This is a genomic window from Amantichitinum ursilacus (assembly GCF_001294205.1).
Taxonomy (GTDB): domain Bacteria; phylum Pseudomonadota; class Gammaproteobacteria; order Burkholderiales; family Chitinibacteraceae; genus Amantichitinum; species Amantichitinum ursilacus.
Genome location: NZ_LAQT01000009.1, coordinates 153,491 through 168,217, shown reverse-complemented (window position 1 = coordinate 168,217; position 14,727 = coordinate 153,491). Strand labels below are relative to the sequence as shown.

The 14,727-nt window shown below is 60.8% G+C and carries 10 protein-coding genes; 1 reads left to right on the top strand and 9 read right to left on the bottom strand.

Annotated features, from left to right (window positions below; all coding sequences use genetic code 11):
• Window positions 1-2 precede the first annotated feature (2 nt).
• The 9 genes from WG78_RS12125 to WG78_RS12090 form a co-directional block, all read right to left on the bottom strand.
• Window positions 3-1,166, bottom strand: a complete 1,164-nt coding sequence (locus WG78_RS12125) for a KPHS_23130 family T6SS system protein (RefSeq protein WP_152969179.1) — start codon at window positions 1,164-1,166, stop codon at window positions 3-5.
• 4 nt (window positions 1,167-1,170) lie between these two features.
• Complete coding sequence (locus WG78_RS22115) at window positions 1,171-1,491, bottom strand: PAAR domain-containing protein (RefSeq protein ID WP_236692030.1); 321 nt, start codon at window positions 1,489-1,491, stop codon at window positions 1,171-1,173.
• Entirely contained in the window at window positions 1,488-2,582 is a 1,095-nt protein-coding gene (locus tag WG78_RS12120; RefSeq protein ID WP_152969178.1) for a T6SS immunity protein Tli4 family protein, read from the bottom strand. Before WG78_RS12120 ends, WG78_RS22115 begins: the two co-directional genes overlap by 4 nt.
• Window positions 2,579-3,601, bottom strand: a complete 1,023-nt coding sequence (locus WG78_RS12115; RefSeq protein ID WP_053938090.1) for a T6SS immunity protein Tli4 family protein — start codon at window positions 3,599-3,601, stop codon at window positions 2,579-2,581. The genes WG78_RS12120 and WG78_RS12115 overlap by 4 nt, the downstream gene beginning before the upstream one ends.
• Before the next feature lie 86 nt (window positions 3,602-3,687).
• Window positions 3,688-5,481, bottom strand: a complete 1,794-nt coding sequence (locus tag WG78_RS12110) for an esterase/lipase family protein (RefSeq protein WP_161805111.1) — start codon at window positions 5,479-5,481, stop codon at window positions 3,688-3,690.
• Complete coding sequence (locus tag WG78_RS12105; RefSeq protein WP_152969177.1) at window positions 5,474-7,945, bottom strand: type VI secretion system Vgr family protein; 2,472 nt, start codon at window positions 7,943-7,945, stop codon at window positions 5,474-5,476. Before WG78_RS12105 ends, WG78_RS12110 begins: the two co-directional genes overlap by 8 nt.
• A 381-nt stretch (window positions 7,946-8,326) precedes the next feature.
• Complete coding sequence (locus tag WG78_RS22715) at window positions 8,327-10,468, bottom strand: hypothetical protein (protein ID WP_053938087.1); 2,142 nt, start codon at window positions 10,466-10,468, stop codon at window positions 8,327-8,329.
• Between the two features lie 8 nt (window positions 10,469-10,476).
• Complete coding sequence (locus WG78_RS22110) at window positions 10,477-11,883, bottom strand: cell wall hydrolase (RefSeq protein ID WP_083458981.1); 1,407 nt, start codon at window positions 11,881-11,883, stop codon at window positions 10,477-10,479.
• Window positions 11,880-13,853 (bottom strand): hypothetical protein, encoded by a 1,974-nt coding sequence (locus WG78_RS12090; RefSeq protein WP_053938086.1) that lies wholly within the window; start codon window positions 13,851-13,853, stop codon window positions 11,880-11,882. Before WG78_RS12090 ends, WG78_RS22110 begins: the two co-directional genes overlap by 4 nt.
• A 354-nt stretch (window positions 13,854-14,207) precedes the next feature.
• Between WG78_RS12090 and WG78_RS12085 the strand changes: the two genes are divergently transcribed.
• Window positions 14,208-14,726, top strand: coding sequence for a DUF1993 domain-containing protein (locus WG78_RS12085; RefSeq protein ID WP_053938085.1), 519 nt, complete (start codon window positions 14,208-14,210; stop codon window positions 14,724-14,726).
• Window position 14,727: the final 1 nt, after the last annotated feature.

Here is a 14,727-nt window from a genome sequence, read left to right as displayed (position 1 = left end):
CGTTACGCGTGATGTGTGGGTTCGATTAATTGGAGAAATGCGTCGCCGGTGGCGCGGGCCGTCGCCAGCAAGCCCGACTGATTAGCCGCCCGCAACGCCTCAACGGCCAATACCAGCGCCAGCCAAGGGCCTGCATCGCCGCACGGACCCAACACCTTTTCGAGCACGCACACGCTGGCGAAACCCGCGCGCGGCTGCAGATCAAGCGCGTGTGCCTGCGCCGCCACCATCAGCGAGTTGTGCAATGCCTGCGGCAGGTTGCTGCTCCACAGCGCTTGCACCGGTTGCGACGGCCGCTGGATATGCAGTAATTCAGCCAGATCGCCTTCGACACTGGCGCACTCCAGAGGCATGGCCCGGTACAGCCACGCTGCGGGCAGGAGGCCTTGCGCCTGCGCGGCCTGAGCGGACCCCAGCAACAAGGCAAAGCCTGACTCGGTCAGAGCGGTAGATTTTCGCGGTGCCGCGAGCTGAAGCCCCAGCAGCAAATACGGTGTGGTTTTAGTAGCTGGCGGCCAGGTTTCGGGTGGCCCAGGCCACTCAGTTAACAGCGTTATTTCTGCCGCCGCCGCGATGCGAGCGTTGTGCCATGCGGCATTGATTGCATGTGCCACATCGGGCAACGCACCGTGCTCAGTCGGCAACACAAGTACCGCAACAGGCCCCTGCAATTGCTTGAGTGCGGGCAAGATTTGCTCAATTAACATGCCGACCAATTGCGCCTGGCGATCATCGTCTGTGAGCTGTTGCAGCCGAAGCGCCCTGCCCGGATTGAAGGGCGCTGAACCCATACGGCCCGTCAGGCGCGCGATTAAATCCGGCTCGGGCGTCACACTGCAGCAAGCCAGAACAGCCATCCGGCTGCGCGCCCAACCGTGCCATCGCGTGAGTTCTGCGTGCATGCCGTCGTTGGCGGCCAAAACCCACGACCGGTTCAACATATAAACCGCAACCCGCGTCAGAAAAACCAATGCCCACACCAGCGCGGGAATGGCAACTGCACACACCCAGAACAGCGGAACGCGACGGGAGGCGCCACCCGGCCAGAACAGCAAGGTCAGCATAGTAGCGGTGCCTAGCACCGCGACCAGCCCGATCGCCCAGTGCCGCCCTCCGGGGGGCTCGGGCAATGCTTGCGCGGTCAAGGGCGGGATGTACCAGGACATCGCGTTATTCCCCCCAACCGCTTGTGCTGGATAACAAACTACAACCGCACCCGGCTTTAAAGCCATCCAGCGCCACTTGTTGCCCATCCGACATCATGGTGCCCATCCCGGGCAGAATTTGAGTCACGCCATGGCCTTTTTTAGGGCAACTGACCTGATCACCCACCAGGGCGACAGGCTGGTTATCGACGACCATAGTAGAACTGGCAGAAATGACCTCACCGCCGTGATCGGTTTTGTCGTGTAAACGAATTACGCCACGCATTGCATCCCTCGTGCGCGGGTTAAAGCTGGAAATGGGGTAGCGAATGGCCTTCGGGTTCACAGGACGGCTCCCTGCACGGGTCGACGTTTTAGAGTCGGCAACAATGCATCCCAGACTGCGAGCGCGTCTTCCTCTTTGAGCGGCGAAGCAGTCTGTGTCTCTGGGGCACCTTGTTGCTTGCCCCATTCCATACGCACCGCCAACCGCGGGTTTTCAGTGGACTCCCAGACAAACAGGAACTGCTCGCCGACCTCGCTTTTCCACGCGGTTAACAACTCCTGGCCCGCCACGCCATTGATATTGCGTTCAGCCTTGCGCAGCGTACGAGGCTTGAATGCATCGAACAGCGCCACTACAAAACCGGGCGGCTTTCGATCAAACAGATAATCGCCTTCCCGGACCGAACCGACATTGACCGAGACATGCAGTCGCACGCCCGGCAGCGTTGGAAAGGTCGCCGACGCGAATGGCGTTTTGAAGAAATGTTCGCCTTTGCCGTCATTGGCATCGGCGATGAATCCGTCGTCGATGCATACGCCGTGCTGATCGGGACCCGGGACCTCAAAGTCACCACGCGGGCGAAAGCGTTTGAGCAGTGCGGTCTGGTTCTGGTACAGCGTGTTCAGTCGGGTGGCTTCATCCTCACCGATTTTGACCAGGAACCTGCTGCCCTCGATCTGCCACACCACGAACTGGTTGCGATATTGGTCAGGCGTGGCGGCTGGTCCGGGGTACAAGAACATGGTGCTGTAGTAATTATCGCCGCCCATTTGTTCACGGATTTTTAAACCCAAGGTGTTCCCAGGACTGATGGATTGCGCAACTACCACGGAATGAGCTCCGGTAAACAGCTCACGCGAGTCTCTAGTGACTTGGCCGGATTTACCCGGCGGAGCGTAAAACTGCTCCTCTTTTTTTATCAACCGCCGATAGCCTGACTGTCCTGCAAACGGATGGGTAGTGACTGCGAAGCTGTCATATGTAACCGGCTGACCCACTTTCGATGTCGAACCTGAGGGCACCGCCATCTGGTGATAGCCGAAGCAGAAAGTACGATTCAGGTCTTGCACAGCGGGGTTTGCGCATACGTGATGCCCACCCACCAGCATGATCAAAGTCAGAAGGCCGAAGGGAAGCGAACGAATGTTCACAAGGCTGCCCCCTGTACAGGACGCCGTTTCAAGGTCGGCAACAATGCATCCCAGACTGCGAGCGCGTCTTTCTCGTTGAGCGGCGAAGCGGTCTGCCTTTCTGGGGCACCTTGTTGCTTGCCCCACTCCATGCGCACGGCCAACCGCGGATTTTCGGTGGACTCCCAGACAAACAGGAACTGTTCACCGACCTCGCTTTTCCACGCGGTTAACAACTCCTGGCCCGCCACGCCATTGATATTGCGTTCTGCCTTGCGCAGCGTACGAAGCTTGAATGCATCGAACAGCGCCACCACAAAACCGGGCGGCTTTCGATCAAACAGATAATCGCCTTCCCGGACCGAACCGACATTGACCGAGACATGCAGTCGCACACCCGGCAGCGTTGGAAAGGTCGCCGACGCGAATGGCGTTTTGAAGAAATGCTCGCCTTTGCCGTCATTGGCATCAGCGATGAATCCGTCGTCGATACATACGCCGTGCTGATCGGGACCCGGGACCTCAAAGTCACCACGCGGGCGGAAGCGTTTGAGCAGTGCGGTCTGGTTCTGGTACAGCGTGTTCAGTCGGGTGGTTTCATCCTCACCAAACTTGAGCAGGAACATGCTGTCATCAATCCGCCAGACTACAAATTGATTACGATACTGGTCAGGAGTGGAGGCTGGACCGGGATATAGAAACATCGTGCTGTAGTAGTCGTCGCCGCCCATTTCCTTACGTATCGCGCGAGGCGTGTCGTATATCTTGTCTTCAGGAATGGGGGCCTGTCCGATGACGACTGAATGGGCCCCCGCGAAAAGCTCCCGCGAGTCGCGAGTGAGTTGCCCATCTACACCCGGCGCTGCATAAAAATTCTCTTTTTCCTTGATCAGCCTTTGGTAACCCGGCCTCCCCGCATTGGGGTGCGTCGAAATTACAAAGTTATCGTACGTTACGGGCTGACCAACATTCAAGGTCGCATCAGCTGACACCGCAATCTGGTGATAGCCGAAGCAAAAAGCGCGATCAAAGATAAGCATGGGAGGTTTTCCGGGAGGCACATCGGCAAAACTACAAACATGTAGTACAGAAGCAAAAAAAGTCAGTGCGAAGCGGTAGCGCACGATCAGCCCTTCCTCAGTTGGGCAAATTTGACGATGCCGAACAAAGCACTTTGCAATCCAAATTGATTTACTGCGATGTAGGCGTTTTGGTGGTCATAACCGCTGTGGGTGAAGCTGGGAACGCCCGCAATAAATGGCCCCATGCCCGACGGAGCAGGCACAGTTCCATCACCCGGCTCAGTCGCCGCGCCGATTTGTAGCAAAACGTCCTGGCCGTTTGCCAACGTGATTGTCACCTTGCCCTCACCGTCGTCGTTTTTGAGCACGGCGGCGCTTACATCGGCCGCTGTAACCCCAACGGGGAAATCACCTTCCCAGATGTGGGCCCACCAAGAGCGCTGTGCGGGGTCGCTGCCATAAAACGAGTAGGTTTTGCCCTCCAGATAGAAAGCTGCGTATTTCGACTGAAACAACGTCACGCGCTTTAGGCGACCTCGCAGCGCCACCCGATCGTCCTCTGGCTTCTCAGTGATCCCTCGCGCCCTACGCAAGGCCATTTCCCGTTCATCCGATGGAGTCACGCGCTTGTTGCGAATCACTCCGCTATCCCGGCCGACGTATTCGTTTCGGATGTCGGATGGCAGCAGGCTGAACCAGTTGGCGCCCATCAGCACTTCGTCGCGACCAGGTGCAAAGATGGGCGTGGTCTGGCCCTTGCGGCGCACCTGTAACCATTGTGCTAATGGCGGGTTGCTCCCGATGTGTTCAGCGTCGATGCCCGCGCCATAGTCCGGCCATGGCAGCAGTTGCAACGCCCCTTCCGAATTCAAAATGGGCGGTGCCGCCCGGTCGGCGTCGGGGCCCAGGATTTTCGAAGTGCCCCACCCCTCGATGCCGCCGCCTTCGCCGCCGAAACCGGCACGCACTCGTTTGTAGGTTGCGGGTGCCCCGGTGGCGGGCATGACGCCGTGCACGATGCCAAGAATCTTGTCGGGATGCGCCTTGGCGTACGCTCGCGCGACCAGGCCGCCCATTGAATGAGTAACCAGAATTACCTGTTTGCACTCCTTATCCCGGTGAGTGCGGACATCAGCCAGGATTCTGTCGACTTGATCCGAGAGCGCACTAACCCCGGCATCAGGCCCAGTTTCATAGCCGTTGGCGGAGTTTCGATTGCTATGAATCCAGTTGTACCCACACGCATAAACCGGATAGTGAAAATCACGCGCATGGTCCAGCTCCGCGGGCGTCACCGGGCTGATATCCGCGGATTCGGCCTGCCCGGCCTTCGCGGATCGTTCGGGGCGCAATGCCAGCAAAGACTTCCACGGCTCTTCGGATGTCTCAAAACACATCTGGTCGAGCAGGGATTGCAGCTTCACCAGAAAAGCGCCGTAGCTGTCCTTATGTACCGACCCCCAGCCACGCTTTAGCGCCAGCTTTTTTCCGTTCAGCGTGTAGCCGCCCTGCGCGTCGTCGACATCACCGAAGGTATTCGGCACGGCCTCCACGGGCCCGTCCCATTTAACGCTGGTGCTGTAGGGGTTAAGTCGCTCGGCCCGATCCGCCGCGCTTAGCGCGGCCCAGAAATTGAGCACCTGCCCGAAGCCGCTGACGATGTTATTGGGTGGCCCCCAAGCCTCTTGCGTATTGCCGTCCTTGTCGACGTAGTTGAGATTGCTGCCCATGATGCCGGGCACAAACAGCACGGGAATCACGCTGGTTTTAACCACCATTGCGCAGCGTTTAGTATCTGCGGTCGGGGTAAAGGTGGCTGTGACAGTGGGCTGTCCATCCTCGTTGTAACGCGTTTCCAGCACATGGTATTGCTCGGCAATCGATTTGACCTCAGCCATTCTGGCCTCCATCCAGCACGTTCAGCCGGTATCGGCCAACGCCCGCATCTGTTTTCTGAATGCCGGTATTGCCCAGCGCATCGGTGACGCCCGTAATCCGCGTGCCATCTTCGCGCACCAGCTCGAAGGCTTGGTGGGGCACGGGCTTGCCGCTGGGGTTGAGGATGGCAATTTCCTGGTCGTAGGTAGCCAAAGGCAAGCTGTTAAAGCTCTGGCTCAAACTGTTCGCGCCCTGCTTGTTAACACTGAAAGTCTTGATCAGCAGATCGCCGGGGCCGCCCAGTTCGATGTTGCCGTCCTTGATCCGGATATAAGCCCCGCCTGCATTGAGCAGAATTTCTTCTTTGCCGGTGATCACCACCTTGCCGCTAGTGCTGGTGAGGTTCAGGTTCTGTTGGGCCTGCAGATTCATCGCGCCGTGTTGCGCCTGGATATCAACCTTGCCCTGGCTGGCAAACAGCTTGATGCCGCTCTTTTGCGCAAACAGGCTGATGGCGTCGCCTGCGGCGACCGTCAACTTCTTGATTACACTCAAGTCGGCATGCCGAGCGGCCGTCAGCATCAGGTTTTCGCCCGCGCTCAGTTGCACCGATTGGGGTGTGGCAATGGCGACACCAGCAGGCGCACCGATCAATACGCCAGGCTGCTGCAGTCCCTTGAGCGACTCGTGCAGCAACTGTCGCTGGGTTTCGGTCTCAGCGGCATCGGCGGTCGCGGTGCTCGCGGCATCGCGCAGCGCTTCGGCCAATTGCAGCGCCTGCTGCAACTCGCTCACCAGCGCGTCCATCTCCAGCTGCTTACCTTTGGCCCGGCTCTGAGCGTATGCACTGACCAACACCCCTTTCCCCGCCCGCAGTGCACCCCAACCATCGCTGCGCAGTTCAAACCCGTCCCCACGTTGCTCGCGTTGCGCATCGACCAGGTGCCCGAGATTCAACTGGCTTTTGCCGTATTCGCTGGCGATCTTGATGTGCTGCGCGGCGTCTTTGTCTTCCAGGCGGATTTTGTTATTACTGGGCGTGCGGATGACGTTGCGCGTGTGGTTACGCTGGGTAACGTGGTCCGGCTTGCTCTGATCGTGCATAGCGTAGGCGATATAGGGCCGGTCGATATCGCCATTCTGAAAGGCCACTTGCACTTCCGTGCCATCAATCAGTGGCATATGAAAGCCGTAGGTATCGCCCGCATAGGGCCGCGCCAACCGCATCAAGCGGCTACTGCCCGCAGGCGGCCAGTGGCCGTTGCGGTAATCGGCGTCGAATAAATACGCGACGCGATACAGCCCGTCTTCGCTCAAGTACGCATTGCTGTATTTGCTGGGACTGGTAATGCGTGCGGGGATGGTGCCGCTGATGGTGGGCTTGGCGGTGTCGCGCGGCAGCCGGATGATGCGCTCGGCCGGAATCGCATTAAAGCGGTTGCTCCATGCCGCGTTGCGGCTGGCCTGGTGTGTGACCGCGGTAATCACCCAGCCCCATTCGGCCTGCGGGTCGGGCGGGTCAGTGCGAAAGATCTGCGCCGGGGCAAACGCCAGTACGGTGCTAACGCCCTCAGCGATGATCTGCCCGGCTAGCGCAATCTCATAATCGAGCTGCGCGGCCGCTTTGCCTTGCGCAGCGTCCTTGTGATGCGCCGCGCCGTAGCGATAAGCGTGGCCGATTTGACCCACCTGGCTGGCGCTGGATTTACTGCCCTGCAAATCCGCACCGGTTGAATTGCGATAATTGTAATCGTGCAATTGATGCTGGCCGATGATCGGGATAGCGCTCACGGTCAATTCCAGCACCGCTTCATTCCAGCCACTTTCCAGCCCGGCTTCGGGCCGGTATAACTGCACGCCCAGCGGTTGCAGATAGCTGGATTGATCGTCAATAAAAACGATCACTTCCTTGTCTTGCGTCTGTTGGAAATAAAACGACAAGCCGCACGTTTCGCATAATCTCGAAATAAACCTCAAGCCGTCTTCCTGCCAGCGGGTGATATGTTCCAGCACCGGATACGGCCGGGTGGTTTTAATGACAAAGTCATCACCTTTAAAGCCAAGATCATTGCGCAATACGGCTTCGATAACGCCAGGAATATCCAGATTCTGGTACAGCCGGGTATCCACACATTGCTGCAGTCGTGCCACGCGCGGAGCAATGCGGATTTGATAGCTAAATTCGTCGCGCGAGCTGCCCAGCCGCTTGATATTGCGTACCACACCCGCCCATTGGCGGACGGGCTGGGCAATGGTGGAAGGCGCGCTGCGCAAGGCGGACAGGCCGTTCTCTGGCACCGGCGTTACTGCGAAAATAGCGGTCTGGTCCAATGCCGCCAGCAGGTCAAGCGCGCCGGAGGTGGTCACGGTTAGCTCCGCCTCATACGGCTTGCCGATCTGTTCCTTGATCAGAACCGTACTAACCGACAGCGGGCTAGCGCTTGCAAGCCCAGGAATGCGAAGGTGATACGCCTGAATTGCCATGATCCAACCCGTGCCCACGCGCGATTTATTTTCGGAAAGCCAAAACAATTAATATGGATAATTGATAATTATCCGGCATTAATTATTCCAGCGATTGATCCGCGCAAATATGCCCTGGTTTTTTCAGGCTGACAATTGAATACCCGCGATAAGTTGATCGATCTTAAAAATCGAAATCATCTAAATAAAATATCAAAAAGACAGACAACACCGCCCAATGCCAATTGCATATTATCTTAATTAGCATAAAGGTTCATTAAGCGATGAATTGCATATAGAAATTGACACCCACAAAGCAATGGCGCCCTCCAGCCGCAGCCGTCCCTGCGACCATCCAGACACACTCGCCCACCGTCGCATCATCAGCACCTCACCCCAACATCAGGGCCAGCGCCCCAGCAAGGTGACCAGATCCAGCACCGATAGCTCGGTGGAACTGCCACGGTTGTTGGCCAGATGCCAGGCGCGGATCGCTTCGCGGGTTGCGCCGTCGAGGATGCCGCTGGCCGCGCCCTTGGCCATGCCCAGCGCCAGTTGCACTGCCTCCACTTTCACCGAATCGGCGGTCAGCGTTTCCTCCACTACGTTCAGCCACAGCTGCGACGGCGCAGGGGTCAGTGACGTGATCGCGGCGATGACAGCGGCTGCGGGTGGCAACAGCAACGCGGGTGTGGGCGAAGGCTTGGGTGCGGGGTCGGACGGCAATGACGGCGTGGGGTCGAGCGCGGCATCGGGCTCGGCGGCCGGTGGCGCATAGCTGACCACGTCGCCGCCCGCGACGGGCACGCCGACCGGGACCACCGCAGGTGCGGGCGCGGGCGTTTCGACGGGCGTTGGCGCAGGCGTCAACACCGCCCCGGCGACCGCACGCCCCAACACTTCGCCCACATGTTGCCCCAGTTGTTCACCCCCCTGCTGCCCCGCGGCGCGCGCGGCCGGAGCGGGACTGGCGTACACGCCGCCCACCTGGCCACTACTGGCCGTGGTCACCGGTTTGCTCGCGTCCGCGCCTTCCACAGGCTTGTTGCCCGAACCGCGCATATTCACCAGTTTGGTCAGCAGATCAAACCAGAACTGCGCACCCAACGTGCAGGCCGCCGCGGCAATCAAAAACCCCGCAATCATCGCCACCCAATAGAACAACGCTTGCGTGGGTTGCGGCGTCCAGGGTGGCGCGGGCGGATTGGTTTGCCAGCCCATCGGAATGCCCAGCGCGCACAATTTGCCCGCAGCCCAGCTCAAATCTTCGGTCTGCGGATTGGCGCGCGCCACGTCGCTGGCGGCATCGGCGTGATAAACCTTGTCGCCCACATACGCCGCAGCGGCCACCACGCCACTGCAATCCACAGCGGGCGCACTGGATGGCGCAGTGACCGGCGCGCTGGCCACCGCCTTGGGCGCACGCGTCAGACCATCCAGATAGCGTTCGTTGGCAATGCCTTGTTCGATCAGCGCCAGTTGGTCGGCCGCGGCAATGCCGATATCTGCAGCGGTGCCGGTGCCTTTATGTTGCGCGGCGGCTTTGGCGCGGTTGCCCAGGTCGGCCAGTTGCCGGTCGGTGATGGCGGCCAGTTGCTCCAGCATGCCGTCCGCATGCACAGGCATCTTGCGCGCATCACGCTCGGCGTCGACCGCCGCTTTTAAATGCGCCGCGCCGATCATCAACTGCAAGGCCACGCCGCTGCTGCCATCATCCTGGCGCAACAGCGCGCGCAAGGCGTTGAATTGCTTGTCTGAAAACGCGCTGCCATCAGCCGGTTTGCTCGCAGCCTGCGGGGCTGGCTTCTCGTTCAGCTTTTCTGCCGCCGCAGCGGCTGAGGCCACCGCTGCTGCTTGCACCAGCGCCGTGTTTTCCTGCGTGATGGAACGCGCCGATTCCACCATCGCCGCACGCAATACCGGATCGCGCCACAGCGCTTCGCCGATGCGGATCGGGTTGATATTCATCGCCAGCGCCAGCACAAAGCCAATGCCAAACAACCAGATTTGTGATTGCCGGGTAAACCAGCCACTGGCGCGGTCGGTGGTGGCGGTAAACCACTGCGTGATGCGGGTTTCAAAGGCTGGCCAGTCAGCCGCGCCCGCCGCCAGCGTCTGCAACGTACCCCCCAGCGCCACCAGGCCGGTGGCCGCGCCCAGACCGCTGGCTTGCTCGGGAAACTTCTGCGCCAGCACCGTACTCAGTCGCACCACAAAGTCTTGTGGCGTCCCGTTACCGCGCACCAGGTTGGCTTCGGGCACGTGTCGTCCCAGCAGATCAAACAAGGCGCTGCAAAACAGATCGGGCTCCAGATAGGATGGATGCCGGTCATTGCGATACAGCGTGCGTATCAGCGGCAGGCAATAGAACATTTGCGCCAGTTTGTCGTCATCGCCAAACATCGACGACACCGCCTGGGTCAGCACTTTGCCGCGCGATTTCAGCACGTTTTGCAACAGCCCCAGCAGGATGGACGCCAGCAAACTGGTCAGCGCAAACACCAGCACCAGGCCGATCGAGACGTCCAGCAGGCGGTTATCCATGGCGGCCCCTATCCGACGTCTTTAAAGAACAGATGCGCGCCCACTTGCGCGCACGGCTGGCGGCCCACCGCCCATTGCGGTGGCGTGTGCATGCTGGTGGCGTAGTAATGCGTGGCGCCGTGCGTGATGTCGTCGCCCAGCGTGCCCGCCACCGCGCGCCCGGCAATCTGCAGGGCCAGCGCAAATTGCGCGTCACTGGACGTCACCGCGCGCATTTTGGGCAGATTGGGGTCGTTCAGATTCCAGCAGGAAAACTGCCATGGCTTGCGACAGACTTCGACCACGGTGCGGCCCCACCAGCTTCTGGCGGCCACGCGATTGAGCACCACATGCGCCACGGCGGTCATGCCCGCTTCGGCGCCATTGCCGCCGCGCGCTTCACCCCACACCGTGCGCGCCAGCACATCTTGCGCATCGGCGTTAGCGCCAGTTAACGAGGGTGCTTGCCGAGGCAACGCGGCGCGCACGCGTTTTTCTTCGGGCGGTGGCAAGGCGATGGGCGCGGACGTGGCCAGCTGCAAGCCCAGCGTGGTCAGTACCGGCGCAATGGCGCAACCGACGCCATTCCAGTCTTCACCCGAATCGGCCACGCCTGCGCTATGCAGGCCCAACAACGCATTGCCCGCTGCATCGAGCAACGCCGCGCCGCTGTCGCCGGGCTGTGTCGCCGGACTGGCTTGATAGGTAATGCCCTGACTCAAGTAATAATCCTGCGGCGATGCGGTGGTTTCGGCGTCCACCCAGCCGGCAAAGTAGCCGCGAAACAACGCTGGCACCGAACCATTCTGGCCTTCGATCAGCAACGGCGTATCGATCGCATCCAGCGCGCCGGTGGCCGCTGGCGCCAGGCGTGGATTGGCTGCCATCAAGCGCTGTGCATCCGCTGTCGGTAGACGCGCGATGGCGGCGTCGATTTCGGTCAGCGTGAGATGGCTGCCGATGACGGGGGCCCAGTTTTCCAGCGCGCCGATGCAGGTCTGGCCGTTGTCGTACTGGATTTCAACGCGATCATCGACTTGCGCGTGCGCCGTACCCGCCAGCACATGCGCCGCCGTCAGCGCATACCACGTGCCATTGCCGCCGCTGTTTTGCAGTACCGCCGCCAACATGCCCTGCCCGCCGCCCTGGCTGCTGTTATTCAGCCGCAGTTGTGTGTGCGCACGCGGCGCGCGGATGGCGTGCACCGGCCAGCTTGTGCCATCCGGATCAAGGCTCAGCCAGCGCGGCAAGGCGCGGCCCGGCATATCGTCGGCAAAGGCCAGCGTCCAGCGCAAACGGCCGTGTTCGAGGCGGTAATGCGCCCATTGCAAGGGGCTGTCCGCCAACGGGTACAGCGCCCGCTGCCACGGCGTTATGCCCAGGCGCTGGATGGCCCCCAAGCGTCGCGCCAGGGCGTGGATCAACGCCGCTCTCATCGCGCCCCCTGCGGATAACAGCGACCACCGGGGCGGATCGCACTTTGCAAGGCGCCTTGCGTGTCGGCGCTATTGGCAATGCCGAGCGTTTGCGCGCAACGGTCTTTCAGGCTTTCGATCTGGTCATAGCAAGCTTCGTTGCTGCCCAGTTGGTTGGCGCGGCAAATCTGGTCAAGTTCGGTTTTGCTGATAGTGGGAATGCGCGTGGGGACGGGGGTAGCGGTTGCTGCGGCCGGCGCGGACTTGGGCGTGGGCGTGGGCGTGGGCGTGGGCGCAGGAATGAGGGCGACGGCTGCCGATGCCTTGATCGCGGCGGGCGACGTTGTCGCGGCAGAAGCCCTGGCGCTTTGCGGCCTGGCGGACGGCTTCGCTGGCTTGACGGCTGCATTTGCGGCCGACCCCGTGCCCGCCGACTGCGCCAGCGGTGGCACCGCAATCTTGCGATTCGGCATCAGCGCAGGAGTGGCGGCAACCCCGTCCACCGCGGACGTGGCCGTCGTCCCCACAATCCGCACATCACGCGATGCCAGATGGTTGGCATCCGAAATCGTCACCATCAACCACTGCCCTTGCGCCAACGTCTGCTTCAGCGTCACTTTGACTTGCGCCACGCCGCCATTGCCGCTGACCGCCACATCAGCCATCTCGCTGGAGCCCGACAATTGCGCTACCGGCACGCCAGGCACGCCATAGACCGACCAGGTAAATGATTGCGCACCATTCAGGGCAATCTCGTCCAGATCAGGCACCAGCGTAACCGTGCCAAAGCCCGTGCTCGGATTAAAACGGCAAGCCGTCACCGTGCCCGCCGCCCGCGCTTTGCGCTCGGCCAGTTCCACCTGGCGTTGCAAGGCCGCCTGGCTGACGCTGAGCGCATCAGTCGCATCAGATAAGGCCTGGATCGCGCGCTGTGTGGTGGCGTCCACGCCCGCCGTGCTGGTGGCGGATTGCGACTTCACCGCCGTCGGCGCCAGTAAGGCGCTATTGGTCAGCGCCAGCCCGCTGCTGCGCAAATCGTTGCCCACACTCAGCAAGCGGGTCAGATCCGGCACGGTGTTTAACACTTCGATATTCACCTGATCCTGAATCAGGTTGGTGCGGCCATTCAAGGCCGTGGCGGCGCCCGCGATATTGGCCTGGATCTGCAGGGCGCGGTCGGTCAGCACACTGCCCGCATCCACATTCTGCTGGCCCAGCCCCGCCGCGGTTTCGAGCAGATTGCGACTGTTGGCCGCCACGCCCTGGCCACGCGCCGCGTTGGCGCTACGACTGCTGCTTTGGTTGCTGCACACCTTGTCCTGCAAGGCCGCGATATCCGCCTGCCAGTCCGACGGCACGCCCGCCACCGGCGTGCGCACACAGCGCGTGGCGCCGCTTGCGCCGCTGGAGGCGTGCGCCTGCGCAATCGTCGTCGCCACATCCACCGCCTGCTGCAAGGCGCGCTGGTCGCGCAGATAGTGGTCGAGCGCGGTATCCAGCGCGTCTTCTTCGTCCTGCGTGTACAACCAGGGCCGCGAGGCCTGAATGGCGCACAATAAGGCGCCCGCACCCGCCATATACAAATGTTGGCGCGTGGGCGAAATAAAATTCTGCCCATATGCATACGCCGCCGCGCCGGTCAGCCCCATCGCCGCCAACTCGCGCGCCAGATGATCGCTATTGGAAGTAATGCCCTTGTAGATGCCTGCCGCCGATAGCGCGATCAGCCCCGCGCCGATGGTGTTGTGCAATGTGGTTTCGTCCGCCGCCGCTTCCAGATAGCGCAAACGCAACAAACTGGATTGGCAAATTTGCAAGCCCAGCTCGCTTTGAGTGCTGGCGGGGACATCGCAGGCGGGGTCGGTGGGTGGTTGGTTAAGCACCAGATCTTTCTGGATGATTTGCGGGCGCAGCGTGGTGCAACCCGCCAGCGCCAACGTCAGACACACCAGCGCCGCTACTGCTTTGCAGCTGCCCGAGCGTTGTGTCATGGCTGGCCCCCTCCCACTGCGCTGCGTGCATCGCAACCTCGCCTTGCACGAAGCCATCGATGTAAAAACTACACGCTGATGCAGTTCTGACCAGAATAGAAACAAATTCAGCAAAATGAAGATGTTACGGGGTGGATGGCAGGTCGAACTGATGAACGTATTGCTCGCAATCCAACATGGAGCGTTGTAAGCGGCTGCGGCCCGCTCTCCAAACCATGCACTCACTGCCGCCTGAACTGCATGGATTTACAACGGTGCGCTGCGCAGATTTGCCTCCAGCAAGCGTCCACACCAAGAATAAGCGCCCACGCCACATCGGCGCTGGCAACCTCTTACACGCCTGAGACCGCGACGATGCTGCCCCACCTGTACACCCTCGCCATCCCCACCTTCCGCCGCTATCTAACCCAACTGGACCAATTGATTGCGCTGGCCCAGCAGCATGCCGACGCCCATCCCGGCCTCGATGTGCTCGATGCCCGCATCGCGCCCGATATGTTGCCGTGGGCCACGCAGATCGAAATCGCCTGTAATTTTGTCGCGCGCACTTGCTTGCCGTTGGCGGGCCGGGCGGTGCCGCCGCATCCGCAGTGTGCGCGCAGCTTTGCGGGATTAAGGCAGCACGTTGCCTTGGCCAGCGCGCTGCTCGACCAGCTCGACCCGCAAGACTTTCTGGCGGACCGAATCATCCGGGATCAGGCAGGCCAGGCGTGGGTGGAATTGCCTGCTGCGGATTTTCTGCTGCAATACGCATTGCCCAATTTCATCTTTCACTTCAGCACGGCTTATCTGATTTTGCGTAGTCAGGGCGTGGCGCTGGGTAAAGCGCAGTTTGATGGCCTCCACGTTTACCCGCCCGCCGCGGCGCATTAAG